Annotated in this window: 18 protein-coding genes; 7 read left to right on the top strand and 11 right to left on the bottom strand. The window is 42.0% G+C overall.

The features are described 5' to 3' along the window. The first annotated feature begins 7 nt into the window (after nucleotides 1-7). A complete protein-coding gene (locus DP114_RS35915; RefSeq protein WP_256379305.1) occupies nucleotides 8-142 on the top strand; it encodes a hypothetical protein in 135 nt (44 codons plus the stop codon). Between the two features lie 11 nt (nucleotides 143-153). After that, nucleotides 154-528 (top strand): Mo-dependent nitrogenase C-terminal domain-containing protein, encoded by a 375-nt coding sequence (locus DP114_RS32135; RefSeq protein WP_169264750.1) that lies wholly within the window; start codon nucleotides 154-156, stop codon nucleotides 526-528. 95 nt (nucleotides 529-623) lie between these two features. On the opposite strand, the gene DP114_RS32130 is transcribed toward DP114_RS32135, so the two are convergent. Next, nucleotides 624-2,360: a caspase family protein gene (locus tag DP114_RS32130; protein WP_171978052.1), complete on the bottom strand. Its 1,737-nt coding sequence runs from the start codon at nucleotides 2,358-2,360 to the stop codon at nucleotides 624-626. A gap of 302 nt (nucleotides 2,361-2,662) precedes the next feature. On the opposite strand from DP114_RS32130, the gene rpmF reads away from it, so the two are divergent. Continuing rightward, on the top strand, nucleotides 2,663-2,839 hold the full coding sequence (gene rpmF / locus DP114_RS32125) for a 50S ribosomal protein L32 (RefSeq protein ID WP_169264748.1): 177 nt from the start codon (nucleotides 2,663-2,665) through the stop codon (nucleotides 2,837-2,839). A gap of 162 nt (nucleotides 2,840-3,001) precedes the next feature. After that, nucleotides 3,002-3,595 carry a sulfite oxidase-like oxidoreductase gene (locus DP114_RS32120; RefSeq protein ID WP_169264747.1) on the top strand — a complete coding sequence of 198 codons (594 nt, stop codon included), beginning with the start codon at nucleotides 3,002-3,004 and terminating at the stop codon, nucleotides 3,593-3,595. A 354-nt stretch (nucleotides 3,596-3,949) separates the two neighbouring features. Here DP114_RS32120 and DP114_RS32115 read toward each other — a convergent pair whose 3' ends face one another. From DP114_RS32115 to DP114_RS32100, 4 genes are all read right to left on the bottom strand, one after another. Next, nucleotides 3,950-4,651 (bottom strand): 2'-5' RNA ligase family protein, encoded by a 702-nt coding sequence (locus tag DP114_RS32115; RefSeq protein ID WP_171978051.1) that lies wholly within the window; start codon nucleotides 4,649-4,651, stop codon nucleotides 3,950-3,952. 79 nt (nucleotides 4,652-4,730) lie between these two features. After that, on the bottom strand, nucleotides 4,731-6,110 hold the full coding sequence (locus tag DP114_RS32110; RefSeq protein ID WP_171978050.1) for an aldehyde dehydrogenase: 1,380 nt from the start codon (nucleotides 6,108-6,110) through the stop codon (nucleotides 4,731-4,733). A 218-nt stretch (nucleotides 6,111-6,328) separates the two neighbouring features. Continuing rightward, nucleotides 6,329-7,426 (bottom strand): ATP-binding response regulator, encoded by a 1,098-nt coding sequence (locus DP114_RS32105; protein WP_171978049.1) that lies wholly within the window; start codon nucleotides 7,424-7,426, stop codon nucleotides 6,329-6,331. A gap of 87 nt (nucleotides 7,427-7,513) precedes the next feature. Next, nucleotides 7,514-7,720, bottom strand: coding sequence for a hypothetical protein (locus tag DP114_RS32100; RefSeq protein WP_169264042.1), 207 nt, complete (start codon nucleotides 7,718-7,720; stop codon nucleotides 7,514-7,516). Between the two features lie 288 nt (nucleotides 7,721-8,008). On the opposite strand from DP114_RS32100, the gene DP114_RS32095 reads away from it, so the two are divergent. After that, on the top strand, nucleotides 8,009-9,613 hold the full coding sequence (locus tag DP114_RS32095) for an NACHT domain-containing protein (RefSeq protein ID WP_171978048.1): 1,605 nt from the start codon (nucleotides 8,009-8,011) through the stop codon (nucleotides 9,611-9,613). On the opposite strand, the gene DP114_RS32090 is transcribed toward DP114_RS32095, so the two are convergent. From DP114_RS32090 to DP114_RS32070, 6 genes are all read right to left on the bottom strand, one after another. Next, the gene (locus tag DP114_RS32090; RefSeq protein WP_171978047.1) at nucleotides 9,594-11,102 is read right to left on the bottom strand and encodes an ABC transporter permease subunit; all 1,509 of its coding nucleotides are present in this window, start codon (nucleotides 11,100-11,102) and stop codon (nucleotides 9,594-9,596) included. The two genes, DP114_RS32095 and DP114_RS32090, sit on opposite strands and share 20 nt — an antisense overlap. 156 nt (nucleotides 11,103-11,258) lie before the next feature. After that, a complete protein-coding gene (locus DP114_RS32085; protein WP_171978046.1) occupies nucleotides 11,259-12,002 on the bottom strand; it encodes a class I SAM-dependent methyltransferase in 744 nt (247 codons plus the stop codon). 89 nt (nucleotides 12,003-12,091) lie between these two features. Next, nucleotides 12,092-12,217: a hypothetical protein gene (locus DP114_RS35910; RefSeq protein ID WP_256379304.1), complete on the bottom strand. Its 126-nt coding sequence runs from the start codon at nucleotides 12,215-12,217 to the stop codon at nucleotides 12,092-12,094. An 859-nt stretch (nucleotides 12,218-13,076) separates the two neighbouring features. Beyond that, entirely contained in the window at nucleotides 13,077-13,778 is a 702-nt protein-coding gene (locus DP114_RS32080) for a class I SAM-dependent methyltransferase (RefSeq protein WP_171978045.1), read from the bottom strand. Between the two features lie 7 nt (nucleotides 13,779-13,785). Continuing rightward, nucleotides 13,786-15,174 carry a DUF3370 domain-containing protein gene (locus tag DP114_RS32075; protein WP_171978044.1) on the bottom strand — a complete coding sequence of 463 codons (1,389 nt, stop codon included), beginning with the start codon at nucleotides 15,172-15,174 and terminating at the stop codon, nucleotides 13,786-13,788. Between the two features lie 40 nt (nucleotides 15,175-15,214). Next, nucleotides 15,215-15,727, bottom strand: a complete 513-nt coding sequence (locus DP114_RS32070; RefSeq protein WP_169264048.1) for a C15 family peptidase — start codon at nucleotides 15,725-15,727, stop codon at nucleotides 15,215-15,217. Nucleotides 15,728-15,786: 59 nt separating this feature from the next. On the opposite strand from DP114_RS32070, the gene hisH reads away from it, so the two are divergent. Both hisH and rsmD read left to right on the top strand, forming a co-directional pair. Continuing rightward, nucleotides 15,787-16,422 (top strand): imidazole glycerol phosphate synthase subunit HisH, encoded by a 636-nt coding sequence (hisH, locus tag DP114_RS32065; protein ID WP_171978043.1) that lies wholly within the window; start codon nucleotides 15,787-15,789, stop codon nucleotides 16,420-16,422. Nucleotides 16,423-16,614: 192 nt separating this feature from the next. Then, nucleotides 16,615-17,160, top strand: a complete 546-nt coding sequence (gene rsmD / locus DP114_RS32060; protein ID WP_171978042.1) for a 16S rRNA (guanine(966)-N(2))-methyltransferase RsmD — start codon at nucleotides 16,615-16,617, stop codon at nucleotides 17,158-17,160. Nucleotides 17,161-17,170: the final 10 nt, after the last annotated feature.

Here is a 17,170-nt window from a genome sequence, read left to right as displayed (position 1 = left end):
GGCTCTGATGCCAGTAGCTACTCAATCATCAGATCAGACAAATCATCAGATTGTATCTCAGTCAGGACAAGGTTCTTCCGGAACAAGTCGTGGCAAAGTTGTAAATGTTCATCGGGTAGTTCAAGAGCCTCAGTCGAAATAGAGGAGTGAACCATGAAGGTATATCATAATACCACAAAAAAAATCTTTTTGGCAAGCTGGGTGCCGCTAAATCAAGCACAACAAGACGCCCCAGCAGCCGAGATGCATCGTCCTTCGCCTAAGCCTGAATTTGGTATTCTCCAATCCATACGGCGATGGTTAGACAATGTTCCAGTTCGCGATCGCCAACTAGCTCATCGCTTGTGCAAGTTCATTCCTTCCCAGTGTCCTTTTGAGCGCGATGTGAAATTATTTGGGAAAACCCTGTTTCATATTCCGCCAATGTGCAAGCTTAACCCTGTCTATGAAGAGTTGGTTGGCTTACGTTTTCGAGCGCTATGCTATCTAGCTGATGAATGCGGCGAAGATGTCACACAGTACTGCTAATAAATCAGTACCGTTTAGTTAAGGATTGTTTTCGGAGATTTCACACGTGTAGAGACGTTGCACGCAACGTCTCTATCATGACCAAAAACTAGTAACTATTGACTGTTTTTTTGCCATTGTGCAATTGCATTCTGCGCTTGTTTGTATGCAGCTGTTTCCTCTGGAACTAAAGTAGCGGTTTCAATCGCAGCTTTGAATTCTTTTCGGTTTGCTCGTTGTTTGGCAAGACGCAAAATATTTTCACTCCATGAGTTGATAGATTTTTGAGCAACATCAAAACCTGGTTCATCTCGTGGAACTTTTTTAGCAACTTCTATAGCGCGATTGTAGGTAGAAGCCTGTCCATCGCGAATTAAGCCAACAGCAGCATCAACAAGGGTTGTATTAGTCACATACTGCTTTGCTTGTAATCGCCACTGCTTAATAGACGTTTGTGCTTTTGAGTATACAGCTTGGTCTTTGGGAACTAACTGTGCAGCGGAAATAGCATTTGCATACTGTTTTTGCTTAACACGAGTTTGTGCTAAATCTAAAATCATGCGGCTCCAAATCTTGATGTTTTCCTGAGCTTTTTCATACTTAGGATCATCAGGCGGAATTTTACCAGCCGTATCAATTGCTTGTCTCAAATCACTCGCTTGAGTTTGACTCAGAGACATTTTCTCTAGTTCCAATAGCGCTTGCTTAGATTGTTTGGATTCGTCACGAATGGGAGTGACTTGTGAACTAGAAGTGACTTCGGGGATTAATTGGGTTTCTGGTTGGGTGAGTATGGTTGGTGATGGTGAGGTTTCGGGTTGTGGTGGATCAACAATCTTTCTGGTATTAGTCGCACTTTTGAAAGATGGTGGTACTATTTGCCCTAACTTGACTCCTACGCGATCGCGCAACAAAAAAACCGCAATTAAGCATAGAACAAGCATTGTAGCTATGCTCCACAGTAGAACCAGCGGCAAAAAATGGTTGTTTGACGACTTTTTTTGAGGATGAGGAGATGACACAGATGAGGGAGATGAGGAAGATGAGGGAGTATTTTTTCCTGCAACTTCTGCGACTTCCTTTGCGACTTCCTTAACTTTCGCTTCACGTTTATCCTCCAATGGTGGAGAAATAACTTGCGCCTGTCGCTTCGGTACTAAAATAATGACAGGATTTTGTGTGGGACGCCAGTAATGTTGACACAGTTCCGGTGTGCGAACACTCAAGTATTTTTCTAAATGCGTCAAATGATTGCCATTACCGTAACGTAAAGCTTCTAACAGGGCGGCTGTAAAGAATCCATGCCCTAGTTCGCGACTTTCGTGAGAAAATTGCTCTGGTTGACAAGAAAGAATAGTGGAAATTTGTAGTTCTTTAGCTAGTTCTATTGTTTCTTTTCCAACGTAAGCATCTGTGTAAGTTCCGAAAGCACGGTTGATATCAAGCAATAACAATACATCGAGATTCGCTACTTGCAGACTCTGCATGAGCGATCGCACTTCTATACCCGTCTGTTCAACGCGATTGGGATCGCCGAACACGGGCATTAAATAATCTTGTCCTTTATAATTGACGCCATAACCACTGAAGAAAAACCATAATCGGTCTTGGGGCTGCCAGGAAGTAGCAGCAAAATCTTCAAGCAGTAGTAAAATATTTTCTTTAGTGGGATAGGTAGATCTATCTTCAAACGGTGGCGAAGTCTCTGTTATTACCAGACACTGTTGCGGTAAAAAACCACCATTCGTCACCAAAAAATCTTTGACTGCTTCAGCATCAGCTTGAGCGCAGTCTAAAGGCTGAAAGAACTGATATTGATTGATACCAATTGCGATTGCCCAGTTATTTGCCATCGCGATTTTTCTTACTCGTTGTTTAATTGCTTAGGAAAGTGATTGACTTTGTAAGGAACAAGGCTAACCTATGTCTACTAACCTTGTCTAATAGTCTACGTGATTCTGATTCGAGCGTTATAGGATCTGCCGTCTGCTCAAAATCTAAGACAAGAGTGAAAGTTCAGGAGTTGCAGTATTAGGTTGCTTCAAACAGAAAAACCGACGCAAATCACAACATAGCGATTTCTAGTCAACACTCACTACATTTGTTTGTATGCCTTAGAATAAAAAGGTTGTCTACATTTAGAGTACCCGTTACTATGGCAGTTCCTAAGAAGAAAACATCGAAGTCCAAACGAGACAAACGTCGAGCAACATGGAGGCACAAAGCCGTAGTTGAAGCTCAAAAAGCTCTTTCTCTGGGCAAGTCTATTTTGACTGGACGTTCTACTTTTGTGTATCCAAATGCTGAAGAAGAGGAAGAAGAGGAATCATAAGAGGACTATTCGGTAATTGGTAACTGGTTACTTGTCGGATGTTAGTTGTTAGTTATTATCTCACTAACCACTAACCGCCTACCATTACCCATTACCTATGACTGATTCTTAATTTTCATATAAAAATTAAAGTATTTTCAGAAAAGTTATTTTTCTGCAACTATGGTGGGAAAGTTTTTTCGGAAGCCTACAGAACAAGATGGAGAACGGGTTCCTCCCGGTCAGCACTTGACCAAGGGATTTCCTGTATTAACCTACGGTGCGACTCCTCAAGTTAGCACAGACGAATGGGAGTTTCGGGTATGGGGTTTGGCAAAACCTGTAACCTTTACCTGGTCAGATTTTCTGGCGCTTCCACAGCATGAATTTACAGCGGATTTCCATTGTGTGACGCGCTGGTCAAAACTTGATGTCAAGTGGACTGGTATCAAGGTTACAGATTTTATGAAACTCATTGAGGTAGACGCCAAAGCAGATTATGTTATGGAACACTGCTACGGTGGCTACACAACTAATATCTCAATGAAAGACTTTGTGCTGGAAGAAAACTTCTTTGCCTTTCAAGTCTTTGGAGAACCCTTACCAGCAGAACATGGGGGTCCATTAAGACTCGTTGTTCCTCACCTCTACGCTTGGAAAAGTGCCAAGTGGATTAATGGTTTAGAGTTCTTGGAACGCGAAGAGTTGGGTTTTTGGGAACGCAATGGCTATCACCGACGTGGTGAACCTTGGGCTGAAGAACGCTACAGCAATTAAAAGGTTAGTAGGGGCTACCGTGTACACATCGGATCGCTCAAAACCTGACCCTTGCTTTTTGCTATGCAAAACTCTTTCCCTCTCCGAGCTTTGGAGAGCCAGTGCGTTGCGGAGCCAGTGCTGCCAAGAGTTGTGCCTTGCGGAGCCAGTACTTGATGAGGGTTTCCCGACAGAGGTATCTGGCGTCGGGTTAAGCGCGCTGGCTCGACTTCGCAGCTTTTGGGGGGAAGCGGAGGAACATAACGTGCCGCCCCGTTGTAGCACCTGGCGTGAGGGATGTCCGTAAGGACAGGGTGAGGTTTTCCTAGAATTTTGGGTAATTTTATCACTGATCGTGGGCAAATATTACCCAGCTTACTGACTTAACTTATAAGTACCTATAACTTTTTTTGTTTTGGGATGACAAACGGCGTTGCATATGACGAGGCTAATTTCAGTCACCCGCATTTCTCCAATATAAAGATTTTGCAGTTCTTTGACTTTATTTTGAAATGATGCGCTAGGCTCATCTGTAAATCTACATAAGGTCATATTTCCAAAAAAAACTGTATCAGAGATATATTTTTTATTATCTGGTACACCTATTTCTCTTAAGCCCACATCTAACGCTTGAACTAACTTTTTTAGCGTCTCATTGCAATACCCTGTTAAAGAAACACTCGTTGGAAATAAAATTAAACCCTCCAAACGAAAAGTGAAAGATTGGAAATTTGGAACGATTTGAGTAAATAATTCATGAACTTTCACGACATCTTCGTTTTTAAAAAGCGGAGGATTGTGTACAGTTCGGACATTTTTAATAGTTATATGCAGTAATTCTTCACTTGAATAATAGAAATGCCGAGAATCTAAGCTTTGTAACGGAGTAATGATTTCTTTTGATATTGTTTGGGCAATGTCTTTTGACGGAAAAGTTAATGATGCCAGACAAATTGCATCATCGTTCTCATAATCATTTCGCATCTCAACAATGCTCAATTTACTTTGCCGTTGGTGAATACTATCTTTTACCTGTCGGATAATTTGTTTTTGCTGTGTGATGTAGTTATTACTCATTATGAAGTACTTGTTCTCTTACAAAGAAACGCCCATCGCTGGACGTTAAAATACAATCCTACTTTAACAGCAAAAATAGCTAACCAATAAGTCGCTTCAGTGTAGATAACTTGTCTTTGTAGGGAGCATATCGCCATTTTAAATCCAGCCAGAAGGGATTGTGCAAGACACTTTTGTAATGGGAAAAGGTGTCAAAACTAGATTTCCCGTGGTACTTGCCAATTCCACTATCACCTACACCGCCAAATGGTAAAGATGAAACTGCAACCTGTATGACTGTGTCGTTAATACAAACTCCACCGGATGAGGTTTGCTGCAAGACTTGTTGTTGCAGATTTTTGTTATTAGAAAATAAATATAAAGCCAAGGGTTTTGATTTAGAATTAATTAAGTCAATCGCTTCTGTTATGTCCGTGTATTCTATCACTGGAAGAATCGGGCCAAAAATTTCTTCTTCCATGACGGAGTCTGTTAAGGAGACATCCTCAAGCACTGTTGGGGCAATATAAAGTTCTGAAGGGTTGGTTTCTCCGCCAATGCGAACTTTGCCCTCTTTCAGGAAATGAGCCAATCTCTCAAAATGTTTTTTACTGACAATCCTTCCATAATCAGAACTCCTTGCAGGATTGTCTCCATAAAATTCTTGCAAGCATTTCTGAAGTTCATTTAAGAAATTTTCTTTGATGCTTTTATTCACTAAAAGATAGTCTGGTGCAATACAAGTTTGTCCGCAGTTGAGAAACTTGCCCCAAGTAATGCGTCTTGCAGTGTGTTCAATATTAATGTCAGAACCTACGATACAAGGACTCTTTCCACCCAATTCTAAGGTGACAGGTGTCAGGTTTTTAGCGGCTGCTTCCATAACTATTTTCCCGACAGCTGTACCACCAGTGAAAAAGATATGGTCAAATTTTTCTGCTAGTAGTTGTTGACTTGTTTGCACACCTCCTTCGACCACTGTAATATAAGCTGGATCGAAATATTGTTTGATCATCTCATTGAGAAGACGAGACGTGTTTGGTGTGAGTTCTGAAGGTTTAAGAATTGCACAATTTCCTGCTGCAATAGCGCCAACTAATGGTGAGATGATTAAAGAAAATGGATAGTTCCAAGGACTAATAATTAAAACCACTCCTAGCGGTTCTGGATAAATGCGTGCGGATGCAGGAAAAAATTGTGGAGAAACTGGTGCTTTCTGAGGTTTAGCCCAAGTTTTGATATGCTTGATAGCATAGCTAATTTCTTGGATGACTCCAATTTCTGTTGCATAACTCTCAAATTCTGGTTTGTTTAAGTCTGCTTTTAGTGCATTGATAATTGCGTCTTTTTGCTGAGTGACTGCTTGTTTTAAAGTTTTTAGTTGTTCAAGTCGAAAATTAATGTCTTTTGTCTTACCAGTATTGAAATAGGCACGTTGTTTGTTGATGATATCGGCAATTGACACTTCTTGAGAAATCATTGTTTTTGTGCTCGTTAGCTAAGTTGAATAAATCGTTCAGCGGTTCCAAGTCATAAGCTTTTTCTATTTTAAAGTAAGACTAAATTCTTGATACGCGCGTTGCATTCATACGTCTCACCTCACCCCGCCCTATGCCTAACGGCACGCTACGCTATCGGGCACCCCTCTCCTTATAAAGGAGAGGGGATAAAGGTTAAAATAACTCATACTTTCTATGATTATTGTTTAATGGGCAAACGTACCGTGAATACACTCCCTTTGCCGACTTCTGAATTCACGAGAATCGTGCCTTGATGTGCTTCGACAATTCGGCGAGAAAGGTACAGTCCTAAGCCACTACCAGAATGATTATGACTTCCTTGGCGAAATCGTTCAAATAAAGTGAGTTGTTCTTCAGAAGAAATACCTCTACCTGTATCTGCGATTTCAACTGTTATGCCATTATCTGAAGGAGTCGCTGGAGTGATACGGATGGTTATTTCGCCGGTGTCAGTAAATTTGATAGCGTTACCTATTAGGTTGGTGAATAGTCTGTGGAGTTCTAGGCGATCGCCCATCACCATACTAGTCCCTGAGTCCTCACCAAAATCTAAATTGACTGCAAGGTGCTTTTGATTGGCTAAAGAACTCAATTCTTGTGAAACTTCTTGTAGTAACTGGCTGAGATTCACTTGTTGAAACGCCAGAGTTTTGCGACCTGCTTCAAAACGATAAACTTCCAGTAAGGTGTTTACCATAGCGAGCAAATTGCTGTTACTGCGAGCCATGATCTCTATCACTTCGTGCATTTGCGGTGACAGTTGTCCCAAAGCGCCCTCAGCAAACAGCAACAGCATTCGATCTGCTGCTACCAAGGGTGTGCGTAAGTCGTGGGTGAGGCGAGAGGCCAAATCTTGACGTAGACGGGCAATTTCATCGCGTTCATCTATACTGTGTTTGAGACGAAGGAGCGATCGCACCCGTGCCAATAATTCATCCACAGTCACAGGCTTGCGGATAAAATCATCTGCACCCAAATCTAGTCCATGAGCAACATTAGGTGAGTCATGTGCGGTAATCAGCAAAATTGGGATAAATGGCAATGTCATATTTTGCCGAATACGCTTAGTGACTTCATAACCATCCATTCCCGGCATCATAAGATCCAGCAACACTAAATCACAAGTCGATATTTCAAGTTGTGCCAATGCTGAAGCACCATTCACAGCCGTGCTAACCGTGTAGCCTTCTTCCTGCAAAATGGTTTTCACCAAAAATACATTGTCAGCAGAATCATCTACAACCAAAATCTTGTCAGACTTAGAAGATTTAGACATACAGCACAGAAGAAACGCTCATTCCACAAGAAAGAAAAATAACTTCAGCCTTTGCTATTTTCCCCTTTACCAATACTACTCACTTATTTAGATATCATGTTGTTGTGGTTGCTTAGGTAAAGATTCTTGCGGTGTTTTGAGTAAAAGCCAATGCAGGTAGAGTAAGAGAATCTGCTTTTTCAGCAAGTGGTTAAGGAGTTTGAGGTTGCGCTCATTTAGCAGCCATTCCCCAAACTTTTCTAGTAACAGACCAAAAAGAATTTCAACAGATTTGTTAATAATTATTTCCAGCATTGCGGTAGCCTCAGTTGCTTGACTGAGTTCACTGTCGCAATTTTCATTCGTAGTTATTTACTTGACTTGCGGTGACTTAGGTTGACTTGTCCGGATATATCCTGATTTGCAAGAAATTTCCAGATGCTACTTAGCATGTTACATCCTGTGTAGGGTGGGCAGTGCCACCACTGAGGTCTTGTTTCTAAAGGGTTCACAGAGCACTGCCCACCCTACTTGCTTGATTTGCAAAAAAATTTTCAGAAAACTTTGGCTAAACTGAACTTTAAGTGATTTCAGGCAAGGTATATGTCGTTACCAGAAGGCTTCCTGACACAATTGGAGCAATATAGTGAACTGTCGCAACGAGAAAAGGAAGTTTTTCTGGAAATATTTGCTCGTGGTAAAAGTCGAGTCCAAGTCACTCAAGCGCTTAACATCTCCGATAGCAATCTCGGTAGCTGCTTAACAGGAATATACAAGAAGTTTAGCATTAGTGGTAGTGGTCCTATTAAAGAAAACCGCCTGCGGGAGTACTTGAGCAAAAGATACGCGCAGCAGCAACCCTCTGGTCGCTTAGCTACTGATGTTTCAGACAATGATAATGATATTGATACCCTAGTTCAACAAATCCGCAAACAAGTAAAACCCAACGTCAAAGAACGCTGTGGAACCATGCGCGTGCTGGACATGACTCAACCTATCAAGTTGACTGGAGAACGGGGTATTTACACCAGCGTCAACATTTTGGAGAAAATCACGGGACGCAGGCGACAAGAAATTGCAGAACTGCTGCAAAATTGTGACGTGGAAAACTTTGACCGTTTTGGACTCAATCCCGTGACTGAGAAGCGAGTACCAGGACTGGAAGCGGTACAACGTTACAGCAAACTAATGGTGTTGGGGAAACCAGGGGCAGGAAAAACCACGTTTTTGAAGTATTTGGCGATGCAGTGCATTCAGGGACAGTTTCAGGCAAATCGAGTTCCGTTGTTTATCACCCTCAAGGATTTTGCAGAAGCATCCAAACAGCCAGATGTTCTGGAATATATTGCTCAACAGTTGTCGGTTTGCGGGGTGAGTGACACCAACCTGAAAACAGAGAAACTTTTGAGACAAGGTAAAGCATTGATATTGCTAGATGGCTTGGATGAAGTCCGGGAAGAAGATACAAAGCGAGTATTAAAGCAAATTTTAGAGATTTCCGATCAGTTTCACACCAATCAGTTTGTCATCACCTGTCGTATTGCTTCCAAAGAATATACTTTTGAACGGTTCACCGAAGTGGAAGTAGCAGATTTTGATGAGGAACAAATCGCTACCTTTGCTCAAAACTGGTTTCGGTTGAGTGATCAAGTCAAAGGTAAAAGCTTGATTCAGAAACTCAAGGAGAATAAACCAATTCAAGAACTAGCAACTAATCCCTTGCTGCTGACTCTTCTTTGTTTGGTTTTTGGCGAAGCTGGAAATTTTCCGGTAAATCGTTCAGAACTTTATAAGGAAGGGTTGGATGTGTTGCTGAAAAAATGGGATGCCAAACCCAACATTGAGCGGGATCAGGTTTATAAAAACCTGTCTTTACACCGCAAGGAAGACTTGCTGAGTCAAATTGCCCTGACTACATTTGAGCAGAAGGACTATTTTTTTAAGCAAAAAACTGTTGAGGCATACATTGCTGATTTTATTCGCAACTTACGCGATGCTCGTACTGAGCCAAAGGAACTAGAACTAGACAGCGAAGCTGTTTTGAAGTCGATTGAAGGACAGCATGGGCTACTGGTGGAACGGGCAAAGGGGATTTATTCCTTTTCACATCTGACGTTTCAAGAGTATTTTACTGCTAGGGAAATTGTGGCTAATTCTGCTGGCAATAGCATTATCCAGTCAAGAAGCATTAATTTCTTTTTTTCTTAACGGGATTAAGCGATCGCTCCCAGCGACTAAATGCTTGGGAAGAAAGCAGCGTTAGGAATAAATAAACCAGGGCGACAGTGGCGTAAATCTCAAACGAGCGATAGTTTTCCGCTACAATCAGCTGCCCCTTGCGGAACAACTCTTCAAACCCGATGACAGCGACTAAACTGGTGTCTTTTAGCAGGCTAATGAACTGATTGCCCAGAGGTGGCAAGATCCGCCTTTGGGCTTGAGGAAAGATCACATAGCGCATCGTTTGCACTGAACTCAAGCCCAGTGATTGGGCGGCTTCTGCTTGCCCCGGCTCAATTGATTGGATGCCTGCGCGGACAATTTCAGCAATGTAGGCAGCGCTATTGAGACTCAATGCGATCACTGCTGCCGCCAGACGATTTAAGTTGAAGGTGAAACCAAAATTCTGAGCTACAGCAGGCAACCCAAAGTAAATCATAAAAATCTGCACCAGCAACGGCGTCCCCCGGAAAAAATCTACATACGCCCTAGCAATCCAGCGCAAAGGAACAGATGCTTGTAGGCGAACAATCCCAATTAGTGAACCCCCGATCATACCCAGCAATACAGAGAGTGCTGTGAGTTCAAGTGTCACCAAAGCCCCACGCAGCAGAACGGGTAGTGACTTCAAGATAATGCTTAGTGAGGTAAATAGCTGGGATACGCCTTTTTCGCTAGTCTGGTTTTCAATGGGTGATTTTTCTGGTAGTTGTGGCGGCTGAGTACCAAACCACTTTTGGTAAATTTTAGTATAACTGCCATTTTTCAGCACCGTTGCCAAACCTTGGTTAATCAGGTCTAGGTTGGGCGATCCTTTAGGTGTAGGAATGCCATAGAATTCTTCTGTAAGCAGACTGCCGACCACTTTGAGTCCCTTAAGGTTGCCGCTTTTTATACCATATAAAATAACGACGCGATCATTAAGAACGGCATCGACACTGCCATTGAGTAATGCCTGAAGGGTTAAGGGTGAATCATTAAAAGTGCGAACTTCAGATCCAGGAAGACTTTTAGCCTTGAGTGCGCCAGTCGTCCCGATTTGTACGCCAATAATCTTGTTCTTAAGACTGTCTAAATTGGTAATGTTTTGATTGTCTGTGCGGGTGGCGATCGCGACACCCGATTTGAAGTAAGGGCGCGAGAAGGAAATTGTCTTGACTCGTTGGGCAGTAATTGCCATCGCCGCAACTGCCGCATCTACAGTTTGCACCTGCAACGCTGGAATCATACCATCAAAAGGTATATTTTTATATTTAACTTTAAATCCAGCAGATTGCGCGATCGCATTCATCAAGTCAATGTCAAAACCCTGCAACTCACCAGTTGCAGATTGAAACTCGAAAGGCGGAAACGTTGGTTCTGTTGCAACAGTAAGTGTTTTACCAGCAGTGGAACCGTTCGTGAAACTACAACCGCAAAGCAGAAATAGACACGAATAGCCAAGAACTAGCCAACGGATAACAGTCAACCTTTGCATATTTTTTAGACTTTTCTGATCTCTGGAGTTTCATTTCAAGGATTATTGCTCATTCCTTCAGGCGATAAATTTCCAGAGAACAAGTTGTATACAAAAAACCTGGTTAAGCAAAGCGAGTTTTTGACTAGTTAACCATAATTTCTGCGAGCAATTTTCTTAACCTGTCACACATGCGGGAGAGGCTATAAATGTCCAACTTGCCCAATATGTTCCAACGAACTTACTTGAATAGTCAGTAGAGGCATCCTGAACAAACCACTCAGGAATAACTTTTTGCTGTGCAATTTTTTTTTCCAAGCCGATCTGTAGGCACAGATTCTCGTAAACAATGTTTGCCTTTGCAGTTTCCAGCATTTGTTCTACTAACTTTTGTAGCCATTCCGCTCGAACAAACAGACTATGATTTGGATGGTTGCCATAATTAAGTCCTATAATTATGATCAGATATCCTTTGTCGCTTATTATATTGTCCAGACAAAATTGAATGATTTCCTGCTCATTTTTGCGTTGTTGGTTTTCCTTATCAACTGTATGATATATCATTCCGCATAGTACCACTGCATCAAACTTTTTATTTTCTGTAGCAAGTTTACGCAGAAATACCCATAAATCTTCGCACACAAAAGTTCGGTTGGGGTATAGGTTTGAACAGTATTGAATGGCATATTCACTGTGATCTACCCCAACGTAGTCGCATTGAGAAGGCAGATATTTGAGCAAAGCTCCATTCCCACACCCCAGATCCAACAAAGAGAACGACCTTTCTTTAAAAGCATCCTCTAGAAAATGAATTGGTAGTGTATAGCGAGTAGCATTTTCCGGCTGTTCCAAATAGGAATAACTGTCTGATTGAAAACGTTCTTCTTCAGACATTTTACGCTGAGGGTTATTATCTTCCATATTGTCAGGATGTCAAATGAATGGTGTGAAGAGCGGAAACTTGTAAACTACCTTCTTGGTAAGGTTCTAGTGGCGGGTAAATTTATCGCCTACTTGACTATTTTACAAGTAATGCTACCCACAGTGCCAAAAATACGTACGTTGTATGCTCCATATTTAGCAGCACTTCGGAGGATTTCTTCTCGTTTTGCTTGCAAAATCTCGTAAATATTCATGGTTTAACTCCCGTCTTACGAAACAGTTTAGCCAAATCAACAGCCATGTTTGACCATAAGAACGTTCTATCAAAGGAGTAATGCTTACGCACTTTCACCTCAAGTAGGAGCGATACGCCCTTGGCGTCTGCGCGCAGCGCAATCGCTCATTTGCCTAGGGCGATCGCGTAGCGGCTCCCTTTGCTTACATCTTGCACCTGGGAAAACAAATGTCAAACTTATTACATGTTATTTGACTCCGTTCTCATCCGCCTAGGACTTTAAGTCCCAGGCTCATAAACCAAGTCCATTAAAATGGACTAAAAGCTGAAGTCATTATTTTGAACTTAGTAGCGATCAGTATTAACTTTTATTGGCATTTTGGCTACTTTTCTAAAGCATGAAAAGATAGATTAGGGCAATAAGCCGTCATGCACATCGTGGTTGAAACACCGTCCCCCAGGTCATAAACCTGGGGTTTTATTTTATTTAGTATGACCTAATTCATTTGGCAATTTGGCAACTAATCAAGTTGAAACAAGCTTATCTTATTAATTAATGCGGTCTTGCACAAAAGACTCAAAGTACACGACAAAACCCCTTTTTCCCCGGTTAACTACCGGGGTTCCTTACTAATTGTGGTCAAGGTTAATGTTTTAGTCAAAGTCAACTCCACATTTGGATTAGTGGTAAAGGTCTATGTCAAAGTGAATGATGATGTTGTTGTCAAGGTCCGAGTTGTAGTAAACGAAAGGTCAGACTGATAATCCCACGCTTAGAAAGCGTAGGATTTTTTCTTCACGAGTAAAGCTGACTTGAAAATAGAACTCAGAACTCAGAACTCAGAACTAAAAGAGAAATTTTCAAGTCGGGGCGAGTTTTAGAGTTCCTTCACTAAATGAATATCTTGTAAAAGCCATAATCCTAAACTCTTATCTCGAAAAATACCACCTCCCTCACTACATTGCTCGTTGATCAGCTGTAGTGGTGTCGGAAAAGAAAAAGGGGGTTTTTCTAAATTTAGTAAACGCCAGTCACCTGTGGTAATATCTTCATTCTCCTCACAATTAGGGAAAGTAGTCGTCAGTAGGTAAGTAATCTGGCTCCTTTTCATGTTATTGAGAGCAGAGAAAATGTCTCCAAACGAAAGATGCACAAAGCAGTCTCGGCATAACAAGAGATCTGCTGTTGGTAGAGGTTCGCTTAGAAAATCCAGTGTCAGAAACTGATGATTTTGGCTTCCGTACCGCTTCTGATTCTCTAGGATAAGTTCGGACACAATATCTGCGCCGATATAACGTGAAACAGGTAAGTCAATCAACTGCATCCAACTGAAGTCTCCGCACGGTAGATCGAGGAGTACATCTACCTGTAATGTCTTAAGTAGTGCTGGAAGTTTAGCTTCTATCTGTTGTGTTTGGGTGCTACTCGCGCCTTCCCCTGAAACTGAATCGGATCCACGCCAATGATTAGTTTGGTAGATGTGGCGGAACGTGTTGCTGAGTGAAAAGGTCACATCTAGGGATGCTTGTTTCTCGAAGTAGTAAGGATCAAAGGGGACATTATCTCGCCGTTTGTTCATAACTTTACTATTTCACAGAGCTCGTTGAACTAGCGTTATTCAAAGTTTGCACTGTCAGAACCTGTGGCGGGGTGGCGTCTGGCGGATAGAGGAAATCTACTTCTACAAGTCTTTTTTCGCCTGGTTTCATGTTGAGTACTACTAATGGTTCTCCTTGTTGTCCTCGTTTTTGCACTAAATGCAAGTACTGGGTTTGGGGTAAACCCTGATCATCTTTGTAACGTACTCTGACAGAACCCCGGAAAAATACTTGCTGTGCTGGTGGATTTAAAAAGCGCAATCCGGATTTGGTTAACTGGTCTTCTTTTATTGGTGTCTGCATTGACACAATAACTGTTTGCAAGTTTTGTGTATTGTTATACAATGGTAGCGTTAAACTGTATTGTAAAGTGTAGTTTCCATGAGCACGATATGCTGTGTCAGGATAGCGCACCATCATCGGTGCACTTTGTATTTGACTCGTTCCTAAGGTACCGCGATCTAGGGCACCCAGAGGGTAGGAAAAGGCTTGTCCGGAAGTGGGTATGGTTAAATGCTGAGCTTTTGGATCATCTATGAGTAAGGCTTTCCATTCAGACCCCTGTGTGACTCCGGCAACGCGACCATATATGATTGGTTTGTTAGTCTGTTCGAGAGGGGTTGGTGTTTTATCGCGTGGTCCGGATAAATCACCATTATTGAGCAAATTTTGCCAGTCTTCTAAAGTAGGCGCACGCTCAGTATCATCAGGATTTTTTGGTGCAAACATTGCTAGACTGGCTGTATACACTGTGTCATTACTCCACAGTCGCATGAGTGTAGACCGACCATTTAAAGGTGGTGTCAGTCCACTGACAGGAATCGGTGCATTCAACAACATCCGGCTTTCACCTGGTGGAATGATAACTTGAGGAGGAAACGTATCTTGTCGTTGTCCTCGCAGAATATCATTAACCACGCGATCGCCTGGTCCTGCAAAAATTGTACCTAAAATATTCTCACTCCGAGATGGCAACTCTGCAAACGGTGCATCTGGTTGACTTAAATAACTCGCCGCCTGCAAGATATTCACTGTCACTGGTTGTTTTCCTGGGTTATGCAGGATTATCCCCAGATAAAGCGTCCGCAAGTCTTCTGGTGTGGGTGCTTGGGCAACATGGTGAGCAAAAATATCAAATCGTCCTTTAAAAGGAAAATTCAAGTGTGCGGTTGGGACTTTTTTGCCTGAGGCTGGAAAGGTGGAAAGCAAAATCCCTTCCTTGAGAACTTTTTCAGGACTATTGCTGTTAAACACTGGGATGCTATCCACAGTCCCAAGTAAAGGGCGTACTTGTTGCTGTTGGACAATTTCTTCAGGCGGCGGTGGTGCAGAAGGAGTGATTTGAGCGAGCGGAAAAATTAGTAAGAATGGAAACATCTGTGTACATATTTTTCTGTTCAAACAGACGCAAGTAAATTTACCAAAGTGCCAGCCTGTGAATAATCAATAAAAAATCATCAAGAATTAAGGGGAGATTTTCTTCAGTCAAAATAGGAACGTGGACAAAAATGCAAGGGGTTGTGAGTTGGCGTTGGCGCAGTTCATCTAAAACAGAATAGTAAAGTCCTTCACAAACAAATTTACCGCAGTCGTGACTAATCTCAACTGCCTTTGCCCCCGCGACTAACTTTTCTAAATCAACTGTTGTCTGCAACACAATTTCCCCACAACTAGCACCAACTTCCACACTTAATAATGTTCGTTTTCGAGCCATCCCACAGCAAATGATGGCGTCTGGTTGCAGTTGGTGGATTTTTTCTATAACCCGAAAACTGGCAAGCTGCACATCCACCCTCAACTGTCGCAAGAAGGTTAAATCATAAGGTAACGAGTTAAGTCGGGAAACTTCTACCAATAAATCATCAGAAGAATTTGATTTTTGCTCGCTTAGCCAAGTGTCAAAAGATGTTAATAGAATGCTTTTCTTCATAAGAAATATTATTTAAAATAGAGATACTCTCCATAATAAAGTTAACAGGGAGCGAGTAAATGACGTTGATTGCAGTTGTAGATTACGACATGGGAAATTTGCACTCTGTCTGTAAAGGACTAGAAAAAGCTGGGGCAACTCCCAAGATTACTGATTCTCCAAAAGAATTAGAAAAGGCTGATGCGATAGTTTTGCCAGGAGTTGGTGCGTTCGATCCAGCAGTGCAACAGCTGCGATCGCGTGGTTTAGAAAAACCAATAAAAGAAGCTATCGCATCCGGTAAACCCTTTTTAGGAATTTGTTTAGGAATGCAAGTTCTTTTTGAATCAAGCACAGAAGGGACAGAATCAGGACTCGGAATTATTAAAGGAAGAGTCAGGCGATTTCGTCCAGAACCAGGAATTGCGATTCCTCATATGGGTTGGAATCAACTCGAACTGACTCAACCAAAAAGTCATTTGTGGGAGTATCTACCCTCTTTACCTTGGGTATATTTTGTTCATTCCTATTTTGTTGAACCACAAGAGCCGCAAGTCTGTGCAGCAACAATCACCCACGGACATCAAACGGTAACAGCTGCGATCGCCCGCGATAACTTAATGGCTGTTCAGTTTCACCCGGAAAAATCTTCCAATATTGGGCTGCAAATTCTGTCTAATTTTGTCTCCCAAGTTTGGACACAAGTTGCTGCCTAAATACAATTGTGGTTGAGTTTATAGTCCATTGTTTCTTGTTCGTAGTCAAAAGGTTTGTTAAGAATTGATTGTTAAAATTTGTAACTTGAATACACGATGGGCATTGCCTACCGCGATAAGTGACTGGTGGGTAATGCTTACCCTATAAAAAAGGTTGCTAACTAATGACTAATGACTAATGACTAATAACTAATGAGTTTAAGAATTTACGGAAACCGACCATTAAAAACTTTACCAGGAAAAGAAACCAGACCCACCAGTGCGCGGGTACGCGAAGCCGTTTTTAATATTTGGCAGGGAACAATAGAAGGTTGTCGTTGGCTGGATGTGTGTGCTGGAACTGGTTCAATGGGCGCGGAGGCTTTGTGTAGAGGAGCCAGCCGAGTTGTAGGAATTGATAAATCCCATCGTGCTTGTGCTATAATCCAACAGAATTGGCAAGACTTAGCGAGTGCTGAACAGAAATTTCAGGTAATGCGGGGAGACGTTGTACAGCTTTTGCCAAAATTATCAGGACAGCAATTTGACAGAATTTACTTCGATCCGCCGTATGCAAGTGAGTTATACCAGCCAGTGATAGAGGCGATCGCTCAGTCTGGGCTTCTAGATGCTAATGGTGAAATAGCGATCGAACATAATCCTCAAGATTGGAATCCTTTAGTCATTCCGAATTGGGAAATTTGCCGTGAAAAAGTTTACGGAAATACGGCTTTGACCTTTTACAGGGTAGTGGATTGAGGGGACAAGG

The sequence above is a fragment of the Brasilonema sennae CENA114 genome, assembly GCF_006968745.1.
Lineage (GTDB): Bacteria > Cyanobacteriota > Cyanobacteriia > Cyanobacteriales > Nostocaceae > Brasilonema > Brasilonema sennae.
The sequence above is the reverse complement of the archived record's forward strand: the minus strand, read 5'-3'. Positions and strand labels throughout refer to the sequence as shown.